The following is a 14,387-nucleotide window of genomic DNA, read 5'->3' on the forward strand; positions in this document are numbered from 1 at the left end:
GCGCCACGGCTATGGTCCTGCGCGCCGCCGGACGATCAGGACCGTCCTTCCGCCGTTGGATCACATGGTGGAGCGCAGATGACTCACCGTGACGAAGTGATAGCCGTCGGCGGTGAGGGTGCGCAGGATCTGCGGGACGGCGGCGACCGACGTGGGATGGATGTCGTGCAGGAGGACGACGTCGTTGCGCTTCACCTTGTCGACGACGGTCGCGGCGATCTTCGCGGCGTCCGGGTACTTCCAGTCCTCCGTGTCCAGGGTCCACAGAACGGGGGAGAGCGTGGTGGCGCGGCGGACGGTGCTGTTGATGGCGCCGTAGGGCGGCCGGAAGAGGGTGGGGGTTTTGCCGGTGGCGGCCTTGATCGCGGCGCTGGTGCGGTTCAGCTGGTAGGCGACCTGCGCGGGGGTCAGGCGGGTGAGGTCGGGGTGGTTCCAGGAGTGGTTGCCCACCTCGTTGCCGGCCCGGGCCTCGGCACGCACCAGGTCCGGGTGGGCGGCGACGTTCTGGCCGACCGTGAAGAAGGTGGCCCGGGCGTTGTACTGCGCGAGGTAGGTCAACAGGGTCGCTGTCTCCGGGGCGGCGGGGCCGTCATCGAAGGTCAGGGCGACGCACCGGACCTTCTTGCAGTCGGTGTCGTCGTCGCCGGAGGCCGTTCGGGTCGGCACGGCGGGTGTGGGCGTGGCGGCCGCCCCGAGGTCGAGCGAGCGGGACGGCTGGACGGTCTGGTGCTGGACGCGCCTGCCGAAGGCGGACAGCCAGGGGGTGGCCGTCGCCCTGGAGAAGGTCACGACGTAGGCGCCGCCGGCGGGGACGCCCACTTCGCCCCGGTCGAAGGTCACCCGCAGCCCGCCGTCCGCGGTGAAGGCGATGTCGTCGAGGATGCCGACGAGCCTCGACCGGTCGGTGAACGCCTCGTTCACCGTGTCCGCGTCCGTGCCTTCCCGCCCCTTGAGCTCGCTCTTCAGAGCCGCGACGAAGGCGTCCCGGGAGCCGTCACCGATGAGCGCGAGCGCGGTGCGGTACGCGCCCGCCTTTCCGTCGTACCAGTAGGTGCGCCTGGTCAGTCCGTCCCCCGCTGCAGTGCTGTCCTGGGTGGTGAGCCGGACGCCGAGGACGTCTCCGGAGGCCACCAGGAACTGGTGGCTGATGTTGAACTCAAAGCCGTCGGCGGCCGTGGGATTGCTGTCGCACGTCGAGCGGAAGGTCGCCAGGCGCTGCTCCACGTCCTTCTTCATCGCGGCCGTCATCGCGGTCGCGCCGGGTACGTCCGGGTAGCCGGTCGCCCATGCGCAGGAGCTGTTCTCGCTGCTGTCGTTGACGATCCGCAGACCCTTGATCTTGGAGGGGTCGACGGCCCGCACCGGGGAAGCGGTGGCGGACGAGCCGGGCCGGGCCTTGGCGGTCGTGGCACGCGACGCCTCGGACGCGCAGGCCGCCGTCAGGGAGAGCGAACCGAGCAGCAGGAGGGAGGGGAGAAGAACGTGTGTGCGCATGGGACCAGAACCTGGGCTAGGGGACTTACCGGAGCCCGATCGTCCAGGTCAGGGGCATTTTTCAGCGACCGTCGGAGTCACTGTGAACAAAGAAAGCCCCTCCTTTGTGCGCGCTTGCGTACCTCAGCGTGTTGTGGGACACACCTGCCGGTACGGCGCCTCGGGGACGTATGTCCGCCACTGAGCTCTGGTGAGTCCTCCGCCTGCCCGGTCGCACAGGATGCGGGCGACGTCGTCCGGGGCGACCGGATGGCGTTGGAGCAGCACGTACGGGCCGCCGGCGTACAGGGTGGCGCCGTCGCGGGTGAAGGCGAGGGTGTCGATCTCGTCGCCGGGGGTGGGCAGGTCGGTGCCGAGGAGCCGTTGTCCGGCGGTGTCCCACAGGCGCAGGGTGCCTTTCTGCCCGCCCACGGCGAGGGTGCTGCCGTCGGGGGAGAAGGCGAGCGCGCCCACGGCCTCGGGTTCGAACCGGGAGACGGTGTCGGAGGTGCCGGTCAGTATGCCCATGCGGTGGCGCAGGTCGGCGTCCCACAGGGTGACGTGCCCGGTGGAGTCGCCGGCGGCGAGCCGGGTGCCGTCGGGGCTAAAGGCCAGCGCGGTGACCTCTCGGCCGTCGGCCAGGGCGCGTCCGCCCACGCGGCCGGACGGCAGCTCGGCGTACCGGTCGGCGGAGTCGGCGAGCAGCCTGCCGTCCGGACGCAGGGCGAGCCTGCCCGCGTAGAGGGTGCTCAGGCTGCTCGTGCGGCGGCGGGTGGCGGTGTCCCAGACCTCGGCCTCGCCGCCGCCGCCCGTGGAGCGTCCGGCCAGCAGCGTCCGGCCGCCGGGACCGAGGGCGAGGGCGTAGACGCTGCGGTCCGCCGCACCGGATGTCTCGAACGACGTACGGACCCGGTGTGCTGGGACGTCCCAGACGCTGAAGCGCTGCCGCAGGGAGCCGTGCGAGGAGACGGTGTCGGCGACGGCGAGGGCCCTCCCGTCCGGACTGAAGGCCAGTTGCGGGGGCCCTTCGCCGCTGTCGGTCGGCAGGGGACCGAGCGTGGTGCGGGCGAGGAGCGTGTGGGTGCGGGTGGAGCGCAGTTCGAAGCGGTAGCCGGTGCCGGAGCGGGTGGCGGTGGCCAGGACGGCGCCGTCCGGGCTGAGCGCGGTCGCGTCGGCCGGGGTGCTCTGCCAGTGGGCGTCCAGGCGGTCGCTCAGGTCGTACGTGCGGACGGTGGCGCCGTCGAGATAGCGCAGCGTCCGGTTCCTGCCCGGGTCCCAGGTCAGCCCGCGAACCTCGGAGCCGGCCAGCGGTGTGCGGAAGACCTGCCCGCCGCCCAGGTCCAGCTGCCACACGGCGATCTCCTGGTCGTCGGCCGTGGCCAGGAACTCCCCGTCCGGCGAGAGGGCCGCGTCGGTGAAGCCGGTGACGCCGCCGCTGTCGAAGTCGGCGACGTCCCGCCCGCCGGAGACGTCCCAGACCGTGACCGTGGTCCCGGAGACGGCGGCCAGGCGCCGGCCGTCCCCGCTGAACCGCAGCAGACGGGAGCCGCCGTCCGCTCCCGAGCCGGTACCGCAGACGGTGCTCCCCGCCTTCTCCCAGGCGCCCGACAGCCGCCTGCCGTGAACGGTGTCCCATACCTGCGGTGCACCCTCGGCCGGGCACAGGGCGAGGAGGCGGCCGCCCGGGCCGACCGCGGCGGCGGTGAGACCACGCGGCAGGTGCGTGGTGAACAGGGCCTTGCCGTCGCCTGTCCGGTGCACCCGCACCGGGCCGGGACCGTCCGACGGGCCGGTGACGTAGGCGCCGCCGTCGGGTGCCGGCCAGTAGGCCGCGTCGCCCAGGTCGGCGGCGGGTCTGTGCGCGGCGAGGTTCCACAGCTCGTCGCCGTCCTGGCCGGTGAGGACGAGGAAGCGGGCATCGGGGCCTGCGTCGGAGGCCTCCGTGCCGCCGGGCAGGTGGTAGGTGGCGGTGACGCGGTGGCCGGCCACGTCGCGGACGGTGACCTTGCCGCCAGCGACGGTGACGAGCGTGCGGCCCTGGCGGGTGAGGAAGCGGCGGACGTTGTCGCCCGTCTGCGGGTCGGTGAAGGCGCCCCGCTCCGGTCGGGCCAGGGCGTCCAGCAGGGCCGAGCGGGACTCGGTCAGCGGGGCGAGCCGCCAGGCCGCGACGGAGAGCAGGGCGGCCGTGCGGGGGTCCGCGAGGCGCAGGCCGTCGGCCACCCCGGCCAGGCGGCGGGCGGTGGCCTTGGCGGCCTCCGCATTGCTCGCCCGGCTCTGCTGCCAGGCCAGCAGGCCCGCAGCCAGAGCCAGCACGAGAAACGCGGAGAGGCCCGCGGCGAGCAGGCGGGTACGGCGGGCGGTCCGCGTCCCGGCCTCCCGCTCGGCGTTGTGCGCGGCGCGTGAGGCGTCGAGGAAGGCCCGCTCCAGCTCGGCGAGGTCGTGCCCGCCCTGCCCGGTGAACAGTTCCTCGGCCTGGGTCAGCCGCGCCCCCCGGTACAGGGCTCCCGCGTCACGGTCCAGCTGCTCCCAGGTACGGGCCGACTCGCCGAGGAGCCGCTGCGCGCGCAGTCGCGTGCGGCCCTCCTCGATCCAGCCGGCCAGCCGGGGCCAGCCGGTGATCAGCACTTCGTGGGCCAGCTCGACGGTGTCGCCGTCCAGGGTGATCAGCCGGGCGGCAGCGAGGCGCTCCAGGACATCCTGCGCGCCGGGCTCCAGCTCGCTCCGTGATGCGGGGCGGCGTGTGTCGGCGGCGCTGTCCCCGGGTGCGATGAGCCGCAGCAGGATGCGGCGGGCGATGCGGGCCTGCTCAGGCGTGAGTTCGCCGTAGACCTGCTCGGCGGTGGCGGCGATCGCGCCGTGCACGCCGCCCGTCTCCTCGTACGCGGCCTGGGTGAGGGTGCGGCCACGGCGCCGTCGCCAGGTCTCCAGCAGGGCGTGCGAGAGCATCGGCAGGGCGCCGGGCTGGTCGGTGACCTCGTCGATGACGCGGGCGGTCAGCGCGCGCTCCACGTTCAGGCCCTCGGCGGTCGCGGGGCCGGTGATCACCTCCCGCAGCTCCTCCCGGCTCATCGGCCCGATCAGCAGGTTCGCGCGGCTGACCGCCTCGGCCAGCCCGGCGTGGGCGCCGCAGTGGCCGTAGAAGTCGCCGCGCACGGCGATGGCCACGCGCAGCCGGCTCGCGGGGTCGCGGGCGGACAGCAGCAGGTCGAGGAAGCGATCGCGTTCCGCGCGGTCGTGGCAGAGGGTGAACAGCTCCTCGAACTGGTCGACGATCACCCAGGTGTCCAGGTCGCCGTCCTCGCCGTCCTGCGGGACGAGCGCCCGCTCGTGCGTGCGCGCGGGCTGTTCCCCCGGGGTGAGCACCCGGATCACCGCCGGGCGGTCGGCGCCCCGCGCCTGCCGCAGCGCGGGAATCAGCCCGGCCCGCAGCAGAGACGACTTGCCGCTGCCGGAAGGGCCGGACACGGCGGCGAACCGGTGCGCGCGCACCAGGCCCAACAGCTCGCCGACCGGCTTGTCCCGGCCGAAGAACAGGTCGCTGTCACCCGGCTCGAAACGGGCCAGGCCCCGGTATGGTGCCCGCTCCTCGGCCGAGGGCGCCCGCACCTGCTCGTCCGCCTCCCGCCAGCGTCCCTCCCACTCGTCCGGGTCGGCGTCGAGTGCCTGCGCGTACGCCCGCACCACCGCGAGCGAGGGCAGTTGGTCGCCGGAGGCCGCCTGGGACAGGGCGGTCGTCGAGTAGCCCGCCCGCTCGGCCATCTCCCGGTACGGCGGCTTTCCCGCCTTCTCACGCAGCAGACGCAGATCGTGTGCCAGCCGCTGCACGGGGCCGGCGTCGGGGTCCACCGGCTTTTCGCGTCGTCCCACCGGGCGTACCTTTCGACCTTCACACACGTCAGCGATCGGACGCCAAGCTACGTGTGGCTGTCGGGTGAGGCAATTCAGGGCCGGTTCTCCGGACGCGGCACCGACCTGGGCGTGCCTCCGGCCGGTGTCGGCCGGAGGCACGCCGCGGCGCCGTCCAGGGGCTAGCGCACCGTGCGGTACGCGGTGTGGATGGTCTCCGTTGCGGTGTTGCCGGCGGCGTCGGTCAGGGACGCCCTGAAGGAGACGGTGCCGGGCCGCTTCGGGTGGGTGAGGGTCACGTACCGCTTGCCGGCGTGGTCCGTGTGGACGGTGACCGGCTTCCAGGTGTGGCCGCCGTCGTAGGACACGCGCACGGTCAGCGACTTCAGGTGGCCCTTGGCCGCGGCCGGGCCCTGCAGCGACAGCGGCACGGTGACGCGGGCGCCCGCCTTGGCGGTGCTGGTCAGGCTCAGCTTCGGATGGAAGCGGACGACGGACAGGGGCAGCGCGATCACCTTGTTCACGTCGTCGCTGCCGCTGGAGGTGAAGGCCCACACCACCTCGACACGGTCACTGACCTTGAAGTCCTTGGCGCGGGTCGCGGTCATGGCCAGCCGGTACCTGGCCGTGCCGGCCGGCATGCCGCTGCTGGTGACGGTGCAGGGGTCGGTCACGTCGCCGATGAGGGTCGAGCCGGAGGTGAGGCGGGCACGCACGGTGGCGTCCGCGCCGGTCTCGTCGCCGGCGCCGTCGGCGAACATCGGCACGCACACCGCCCAGTAGTGGCCGGCCCGCACGCCACCGAAGGTGTCGATGGGCGAGACGATCGGGCCGTACACGCCGCCGTTGAGCGTGATCCGGTAGGACCGGCCAGACTCGAAGCGGCGGGCGCCGTTGGCGTACGCCCAGTCCTCGTTCCTGGTGCCCACGATCCGGGCGCCGAGCTGCCAGCGCATGCCGTGGTCGGTGGTCAGGTACTGCGTCATCGAGGCGGCCGGAGCCGCACGCCACTGGCCCAGGACGCCCTGCACGACGTGGTTCAGCACCGGCCAGCCGGGCACGGTCCACAGGTTCAGCGGTGCGGTCTGGGCGTGCGTGAGCGTGGTGCCGACCGCGGTGTCCACGCGGGCCATGCCCCGGGTGGAGGAGTAGGTGCGGTTCAGACCGTTGAAGAAGGCGCCGGTGTGGGTGGTGATCAGGTGGTAGGCCGGTGAGGTGGGGGTGCGCTGCCAGATCCCGCCGGCCTGGGTGATGAAGGATCCGGCGGGGGCGTCCGGTCCGACCTGGCCGAGGAAGGTGTCGCCGGCGAAGATGCTGGTGGCGTCGGCGTAGTCGTAGTCGGACTTGGCGCCGTGGGCCGCGAGGACCACTTCGGCGTCCTGCATTGTCGCCCGGTGGTCCGGGGCGGTGACCTTGACCGGCTTGGCCTTGCGGCCGTCCAGGGCCAGGGAGCGGTCGTGGTCCAGTGTCAGGCGCGGAGCGACCATCATGGCGATCTTGTCGTGGGTGTCGATGCTCTGGGAGTCGACGACGTAGCGGCCCTTGGGCAGGCGCAGGGTGACCGTGCCGTTGCGGCTGGTGCCGTTGTCGTAGGGGTTGTACGTCTTGCCGGAGTCCAGCCCGGCCACGGTCAGCTGCGGTTCGTCGTCGCGCTTGCCGTCCCTGCGGGTCACGGTGAGGGTGAGGTCGTAGGACTCCACCTCGCGGTTGACGACCAGGGCGGTGCGCACGCTCTGTCCGTCGCCGGTGGCGGTCACCGCGCCGGAGTAGACACCGTCGGCGCTGCCCGTCCGGGTGTCGGCGGTGACCGTCGCCTGTGCGGTGCCGCCCGCGGGGACGGTCAGCCGGGCCGGGGAGAGGGTGAACATGCCGTCGGGCACGCTGCCGCCGCCGGGACCGTTGGCGGCCACGGCAAGGTCCAGGGTGATGGGCCCGGTGCCGGAGTTGCCGTAGGTCAGAGTCTTGGTGACCGAAGTGTCGTCACTGTGCGGCCAGGCCTGGGTGCCGAAGTCGGCGGAGGCCGGTTCGGCGGTGACGGTGGCGCCGGTCGCGCGGGTCAGGTCGACCCGGCCGGCCCCGGCCTCGTAGCCGGTGGTGCCGGTCAGCGGCTTGGCGGAGGCCATCAGCGCGGCCTTGATCCGCTCGCCGGTCCAGTCGGGGTGCTCCTGGGCGAGGATCGCGGCGGAGCCGGCGGCGTGCGGTGTGGCCATGGAGGTGCCGGACATCGACACGTAGCCCGGTGCCACCGCGTCGCCCTCGCTGGCGTGCGCGGCCTTCGCGGCGACGATGTCCACGCCGGGTGCGGCGATGTCCGGTTTCAGGGCGCCGTCCGCGGTCGGGCCGCGGCTGGAGAAGCCGGCGATCTCGTCGGAGTGGTCGACGGCGGCCACGGTCAGGGCGGACGCGGCCGAGCCGGGGGTGTCGACGGTGGTGTCGGAGGGGCCCTCGTTGCCGGCGGCGATCACGAACAGCGCTCCCGAGGACGCCGACAGGTTGTTCACCGCCTTCTCCAACGGGTCGATGCCCGGAGTGTCGGTGCCGCCCAGGCTCAGGTTGACGACCTTGGCGCCCTGCGCCACCGCCCACTGCATCCCGGCGATGATCGACGAGTCGCTGCCGTCGCCGGAGTCGTCGAGGACCTTGCCGATCAGCAGCTTCGCGCCGGGTGCCACGCCCTTGTACGTTCCGCCGCTCTTCGCGCCCGAGCCGGCGATGGTGGAGGCCACGTGCGTGCCGTGGCCCACCTTGTCGTCGGTGGAGCTGGAGCCGGAGAAGTCCTTGGCGGCCAGGATGCTGTTCTTCACGTCCGGGTGGGTGGCGTCGATGCCGGTGTCCAGGACGGCCACCTTCACGCCCTTGCCGTCGTAGCCGGCCTTCCAGGCGTCCGGGGCGCCGATCTGCGCTACCCCGCCCTTCGGATCGGGGTCGGAGGCGGCCTGCGGGGTCATGGCGACCCGCCCGTCCAGCCACACCCGGTCGATGCCGGGCGCCGCCGTCACGGCGCTGCCCCCGGCGACGGGGTCGGTCAGCGCCCGCCACACCTTCGCGGCGTCCGGCTTGTCGGCGCTCAGTGCCTCGCCGTGGACGGCCGGAAGCCGGCGCACCGCATCGGTGTCGGCGGCGGCGAGAGCCCGCCGGGCGGCGTCCTGGGTGCCGCTGCCGCCCTTGTACGAGACGATCAGCGGCAGCTGCCCGCGGTGGGCATCGTCGTACCCGTCCTTCACCAGCTCCGTGACGTCGAACAGGCGGCGGTCCAGCCGCCCTCCGGCCAGCAGCTTCGCCGCGTCGAACGGAACGACGTAGGTGTGGCCGCCGGCGCGCCGTACCGAGTAGCCGATGTGCCCGCGGCCCTTGCCGTGGCGGACACCGGTCACCCGGCCGTGGCCGTCGACGCCGACGGTGTCACCGGTCACCAGAGTCACGTGCGCGGTGGCCGGGGCCGGTCCGCCCGCTGTTCCGGCGGACAGGGCCGCCGGCGTGTTCTGTGCCGCGGAGGTGACGGTGGCGGAGGCGGTGAGCCCGGCCACCGCCAGCAGCGCCGTCATGCCGTACGCGGCACTCCGCGCCGTCAGTTGGTTCCCGCTCCGCCTGTGCTTGTTCCGCAATGTACTGTCCCGCTTCCCCGTAGGTCGGTGGATGGTCCCCGTCGCGCCACTGTGTGAGCGCATGGGGCGGCCCCGGGCCCGCACCAGGGGGGCAGGGCGTGAGATCCGGGGCCGCCTGAGCCGGCGGCGGGGGATTGCCGTCGGTCGGAATCGAGTCTTGGCCCGCGAGGAATTGGTCAGTAGTCCCTCCCGGGGCACTGAAAAATCGGGAGGAGCCTCTGCTCGCGAGAGGACTCGGCCGTTCGGCCGATGTGCGCGGCCGGCCGCGTTGCGCAAGTGGCCGTTCGGCTGATCCCGCCGCGCCGGTGGGAGGTTAAGGTCGCGCCGTGGATCTCCTGAGCAGCGTGCGTGCCATCGGTGCGCCTTCCGGACCCGATGGCCGTCGGCGAAGCCTTCTGAAGGCGTTCGGCATCGTCCTTCTGCTGTCGGCGGCAGGTGTGGACCTGCTGTGGGCAGGCGCCGACGGTGAGCCGCGGTGGCCTCAGCCGGTGGTGCTGCCGATCGGTCTGGCGGCGCTCCTGTGGCCCGTCGCCGGACGGCCGGTGTGGCTCACCGTGGCGGTGCGCACCGGTGTGCCCGCGGCCCTCTCCGGCGCCGTGACGGCGGCCGTGGTCCTGTCCGGCCGGGAGTCGCTTTACGGACCCGGCGAACTCGCGATCCTGCTGTGTCTGCTCCTGATCGCGGTGCGGGACTGCCCCGTACGGTGGGTGGCGGTGTGCGGCGTCCTGAACGGTGCGGCGGTTCTGGCACTGCCCTACAGGCAGGCCCCCGGCGACTCGTCGGTCAACCCGTTCGCAATGCTGTTCCTGGCCGGCGCGGTCGCCGGACTCGGCGGGTACCTGCGGGCCCTCGACCACCGCCGCCGCGCCGCGATCACCGAGACACGCCGCGCCGAACGCCTCGCCATGGCCGCCGACCTGCACGACTTCGTGGCCCACCACGTCACCGGCATCCTGGTGCAGGCACAGGTGGCCCAGCTCCTCGCCATGTCGGACCCCGAGCGCCTGGCCGGGATCCTGAAGGACGTCGAACGCGCCGCCACCGAGGCCCTGGCCTCCATGCGCCGCACCGTCGGCCTGATGCGCGAGGTCCCGGAAACCGGGCCCACCGACCGCCACCCGACGGGCGATCTGGCCGCGCTCCCCGACCTGGTGGAGGGCTTCAGCGGGCCCGTCGGCCCGAAGGGTGAACTGCGCCGCGATCCCTCGGTGCCCGACGACCTGCCCCATGAGACGCAGGCCGCCGCCTACCGGGTCGTCCAGGAGGCCCTCACCAACGTACGGCGGCACGCCGCGGACGCCACCGAGGTGACGGTCGGACTGGCCTACGACGGCCGCGTGCTGGAGGTGACCGTGCGCGACGACGGTCGCGGCGGCAGCCGGTTGCCCCAGGCCGCGCGCGGCGGCGGCTTCGGCCTGGTCGGCCTCACCGAACGGGTCACCGCGCTCGGCGGCGAACTGCTTACGGGACCCTGCTCCGATCGCCGGGGCTGGGAAGTCACGGCGATCCTGCCCACGGCGAACGCCTCGTCGTAATGGATACCGAGCGGCGTGCGGGGCGTCAGCTCACCGGTGCCAGTGAGGCCGACTGATGGCCTCGTCCTTGATCGCGTGCTGCGCTCGGTGTCAAAGGCGTGTTCGCCGAGGGCCTGTCGTTCCGCTGAAGACCAGGTGGACGGGCATGACTGTTCCCAGCGAACCCCAGCGTCATCGGGTGGAGCGTGCCGCGGAGGGGACGATGTGCTCCTTCGCCGCCGGCTGTCGTGGTTCCACGGTGTCCGGATATGCCCGGCCCGCGGGAAGGCACAGGGCGGTGACCAGCGCGGCAGCGGCCAGCGCCGTGACCCGCGCCAGGTGACCCCTCGCTTGCGGTTTCGTACGACCGCCTCCCGCGAACCCGGCCGGGCTGTGCCTGCGGTCTTGGAGGTCTCCGAGAGAAAGGGACATCGCCGTACTCCTGCGTCGGGGCGGAAGCTGTGACACAACTCTTCTGCCGCGACATGGGTATGCGCCTCAGCCGAACGGCCAGTGTTACGCGCGCCTGTGGCGAGTCTCCCGCCCGAACGGTGGAGGAGACGCCCCGAGCTGGGTGGGCGGGGATCGGCCGATCGGCCGATCCCCGCCCACCCGGGCCGGTTGCTCATGGCCACTCGACCGAGGCGGCAGTCCCTGCCGCGAGGCAGAGTGGAGCCCGGTTCGGCCGGGCGGCACGGGTTCGTCAGATGACTGGTACAGGAGGGATGGGCATGACTATTCGGGTGGTCATCGTGGACGACCAGGACATGGTGCGTTCGGGGTTCGCGGCGTTGCTCTCGGCGCAGAGCGACATCGACGTCGTGGGGGAGGCGCCCAACGGGCGGCTCGGCATCGAAGTCAGCCGCAGCACGCATCCCGACGTGGTGCTGATGGACGTACGGATGCCGGAGATGGACGGGCTGGAGGCGGCACGGCGGCTGCTCGATCCGCCGCCCGGTGTGGTGCACCGCCCCAAGGTGCTCATGCTGACCACTTTCGACATCGACGACTACGTCTATGCGGCCCTGCACGCCGGAGCCAGCGGCTTCCTGCTCAAGGACGCCCCGGTCACCGAATTGGTGCAGGCGGTGCGGGTGATCGCCGCCGGTGAGGCGCTGCTCGCTCCTTCCGTCACCCGACGCCTCATCGAGGACGTGGCCCGGCGCCGCCCCGCGCCGAGCCGGGGCGCCCAGGTGCGGTTGAACGCACTGACTCCCCGCGAGGCGGAGGTTCTGCTGCTGGTCGCGCAGGGCCTGTCGAACAGGGAGATCGCCGCGGGCTTGGTGGTGGCCGAGCAGACCGTCAAGACCCACATGAGCCGCCTGCTCGCCAAACTCGGTGCCCGTGACCGGGCACAACTCGTCGTCATCTCCTACGAGTCGGGCTTGGTCGCTCCGGGCAGGTCCGCCTGATCCGCGCCCGGTGGGGCGGCCAACCCACAGACGCGAACGCCCGAACACCATCACGGCCCGGGCCACCGACCCGGTCACCGGCACCCGCCCCAGGCCCCGGGCACCGGGCATCTGGTACCCGGGTGTGACACCGGAGTTGGCACCTGGGTGTGACGTGCTGCCCCGTCCCCGCGTTTTAGTTTCACCGCGCCCTGACCAACCAAGAACGGTTTCGCACGGAGCGCGCATGCACCAGCACATCGACATCGAGCACGTCATCCGGCTCTACCGCGCCTACGCCCACGATCTCGACCGGGTCCGCGAGAAGCAGCGGGAACTGCTCGCGCCGCCGACCTTGCTGAAGGCCCAACTCGATGACATCGAGGCGGAGGTCACCTACCTCCTGCTGCGCGAGGCCCGCCCGGAGACGGTGGTGGAGATCGGGACCTTCCACGGCTGGTCCACCACCTGGATACTCCAGGCACTGAAGGACAACGGCACCGGCCACCTGTACTCGTACGACATCGTGGACCACGTCGCGCGCAACGTCCCGGAGCGGCTCTCCACCGGCCGCTGGACGTTCACGCAGGGAGACGCGCGGGAGAACCTGGAGAAGATCCCGGACACTGCGGACTTCCTCTTCATCGACGCGGCTCACTCGGCGAGCTTCGCCCGCTGGTACATCCAGCACCTGCTGCCGCGTATGCGGCCGGGTATACCGGTGTGCGTCCACGACGTCTTCCACGGCCGCAGGCCGCTGCCGTTCACCGAGGGCGCGGTGGTCCTGCGCTGGCTCGCCGCACAGGAGAACACCTACTTCACCGCCTCCCGGGCGCACGCCCCCGAGATGCACCACCGTCTGAACGACGTCAAGAGGACCCTCGCTCTGGGCCACCATCTCCGGGACAGCAGGGACAACCCCATGATCTTCTTCACCCTGTGCTGAGGCGCCGACACGGAGATGCCCCCGGCGGGACAGGGAAGGTGCCCGCCGGGGGCATCTCGGTGCGGGTCCGTGCGTCAGAACGCGGGGACCGCCGAGGGCCGGGCCTTGTTGATGTTGCTGACCAGGTTGCCGGCCAGCGGGAAGTTGGCCTTGCCCCAGGTGGCGTCGGACAGCTTGGTCTTGAGGTCGCTCCTCATCAGGTCCAGGGTGAGCAGGCCCGGCCTGTCCCAGCCGCCGTCGCCCCATGCCTCGGGCACCTCGCCCGACTTGGCGAAGCGGAAGGCGTGGGTGCTCGCGCCGTCCTTGTGGTAGACGATCTTCACGTGGTTGCCGTCCATGGGTACCTCGTTGATCGGATGGGTGCTGTAGCCGCCGTGCCGGGAGGCGGCCAGATAGCTGGGCTTCTCGGCGCCCTGCTTCTGGAAGACCACGACGGACTCCCAGTCGTGGCGGTGCCCGAAGGCGTCGGCGCCGTTCAGCGTCTGGTCCTTCTCGAAGTAGAGGCCGTAGACGTACGCGCACCAGCCGTTTCTGCACAGCGACTGTGAGTAGGTGTTGGCCTTGCCGAGGTGTCCGGTTCGGCAACCGCCGGTGATCGACCCGCTGTTCTTGAGGCCGCCGTTGAGGGTTCCGTTCGTGTCGATGGCCGCCGCGGGGAAGCAGCCGTCCGTGTCGTAGTCGAAGTCCGGCATGTACTTCTTCTGGAAGGCGGTGGCCTTCGGGGTCAGCGGGTTCAGCACGGCGGCGGAGGCGCTGCCCTGGAGGCCGACGGTCAGTGCGGTGGCGCTGAGCGCCACGAGCAAGGTGCTGCCGAGGCGGCCGCGGGGTTTCCGACGGCGCTTGACTGCGTGGGACATGCGTTGCGTCTCCAGTCGTTCGGTCGGCCGGGGATCCGGCGCGGTCCGTGCCGGATCCCCGGCGGGGCGAGACCGAGACTGGCCAGCGGGACATTGTTCAGCACCCGGATTCGTCAGGGTGAAAAATCCCGCACCGAGGATTGGCGGGTCGTTTCCGATGCCGTCACCCACCGCACGCCCCGGGGCCGCCCAAAGACGACGGGTCGCGGAGCGGACGCCTCCGTCCGGCGGACGGCGGACGGCGACCGGTCGACCGCAGGACCGGGCTCGACCTGCAGCACGTCGTCGACGCGGCCCGCTTTTTCGACGCGGACAGGTTGACCGTGCAGGCCGTCGCCGACCGACTCGATGCCGATCGCAAGGCCATACGGGATCACGTCACGGACCGGGAGACCCTGCTGAGGCTCGTGGCCCTGGACGCCTTGCTGCAGAGCACCTCGGACATCGGCATCCCGGCGGACTGCTCGTGGCAGGAGGCGTGCCGGATGTTTGCCCGCGCCTTTGCGGACAGCGTCATCGCGACGGACGCGCTCGCCGAGCACCTGCGGCTGGACAGCGCGCTCGTCGCGCGGCTCGGGGAGCCGACCGAAGGCTCGGGCGCAGATCGCGTTGTGTGGTCGCGGAGCGTTACCGAGGTGCCCGTTCCAGGCGCTCTGGCTCGCACTTCCTCTGCAGGCGGCCCAGCCCATGGAAGAGTTGCAGCCAGTACCGGCTGCGGCCGGTGAACGGCTGGTTGTGCCAACCGCGCCGGGCAT

At 72.2% G+C, this 14,387-nt stretch carries 8 protein-coding genes; 4 read left to right on the forward strand and 4 right to left on the reverse strand.

Features of this window, described 5'->3' with window-relative positions; genetic code table 11:
- Positions 1-60: 60 nt before the first annotated feature.
- From OG607_RS26515 to OG607_RS26525, 3 genes are all read right to left on the reverse strand, one after another.
- Complete coding sequence (locus OG607_RS26515; protein ID WP_405728373.1) at positions 61-1,494, reverse strand: polysaccharide deacetylase family protein; 1,434 nt, start codon at positions 1,492-1,494, stop codon at positions 61-63.
- 123 nt (positions 1,495-1,617) lie between these two features.
- Complete coding sequence (locus tag OG607_RS26520) at positions 1,618-5,340, reverse strand: helix-turn-helix domain-containing protein (protein WP_405728376.1); 3,723 nt, start codon at positions 5,338-5,340, stop codon at positions 1,618-1,620.
- 161 nt (positions 5,341-5,501) lie between these two features.
- The gene (locus OG607_RS26525; RefSeq protein WP_405728379.1) at positions 5,502-8,864 is read right to left on the reverse strand and encodes a S8 family peptidase; all 3,363 of its coding nucleotides are present in this window, start codon (positions 8,862-8,864) and stop codon (positions 5,502-5,504) included.
- A 386-nt stretch (positions 8,865-9,250) separates the two neighbouring features.
- Here OG607_RS26525 and OG607_RS26530 point away from each other — a divergent pair, with 386 nt between their 5' ends.
- From OG607_RS26530 to OG607_RS26540, 3 genes are all read left to right on the forward strand, one after another.
- Entirely contained in the window at positions 9,251-10,459 is a 1,209-nt protein-coding gene (locus OG607_RS26530) for a sensor histidine kinase (RefSeq protein ID WP_405728382.1), read from the forward strand.
- A gap of 710 nt (positions 10,460-11,169) precedes the next feature.
- Positions 11,170-11,850: a response regulator gene (locus tag OG607_RS26535; protein WP_405728385.1), complete on the forward strand. Its 681-nt coding sequence runs from the start codon at positions 11,170-11,172 to the stop codon at positions 11,848-11,850.
- 226 nt (positions 11,851-12,076) lie between these two features.
- Positions 12,077-12,775, forward strand: a complete 699-nt coding sequence (locus OG607_RS26540) for a class I SAM-dependent methyltransferase (protein ID WP_405728388.1) — start codon at positions 12,077-12,079, stop codon at positions 12,773-12,775.
- Positions 12,776-12,849: 74 nt separating this feature from the next.
- Here the strand turns inward: OG607_RS26540 and OG607_RS26545 are convergent, their stop codons facing one another.
- Positions 12,850-13,632 carry an NPP1 family protein gene (locus tag OG607_RS26545; protein ID WP_405728391.1) on the reverse strand — a complete coding sequence of 261 codons (783 nt, stop codon included), beginning with the start codon at positions 13,630-13,632 and terminating at the stop codon, positions 12,850-12,852.
- Between the two features lie 317 nt (positions 13,633-13,949).
- Between OG607_RS26545 and OG607_RS26550 the strand changes: the two genes are divergently transcribed.
- Positions 13,950-14,357, forward strand: a complete 408-nt coding sequence (locus OG607_RS26550) for a hypothetical protein (RefSeq protein ID WP_405728394.1) — start codon at positions 13,950-13,952, stop codon at positions 14,355-14,357.
- The last annotated feature ends 30 nt before the right edge of the window (positions 14,358-14,387 follow it).

Source organism: Streptomyces sp. NBC_01537, from assembly GCF_045040445.1.
Lineage (GTDB): Bacteria > Actinomycetota > Actinomycetes > Streptomycetales > Streptomycetaceae > Actinacidiphila.

Bases quoted from the DNA above. Each gene is read 5' to 3' on its own strand.
- OG607_RS26515 (WP_405728373.1), bottom strand. From the start codon at position 1,494: ATGCGCACACACGTTCTTCTCCCCTCCCTCCTGCTGCTCGGTTCGCTC.
- OG607_RS26545 (WP_405728391.1), bottom strand. From the start codon at position 13,632: ATGTCCCACGCAGTCAAGCGCCGTCGGAAACCCCGCGGCCGCCTCGGC.
- OG607_RS26525 (WP_405728379.1), bottom strand. From the start codon at position 8,864: ATGACGGCGCTGCTGGCGGTGGCCGGGCTCACCGCCTCCGCCACCGTC.
- OG607_RS26535 (WP_405728385.1), top strand. From the start codon at position 11,170: ATGACTATTCGGGTGGTCATCGTGGACGACCAGGACATGGTGCGTTCG.
- OG607_RS26540 (WP_405728388.1), top strand. From the start codon at position 12,077: ATGCACCAGCACATCGACATCGAGCACGTCATCCGGCTCTACCGCGCC.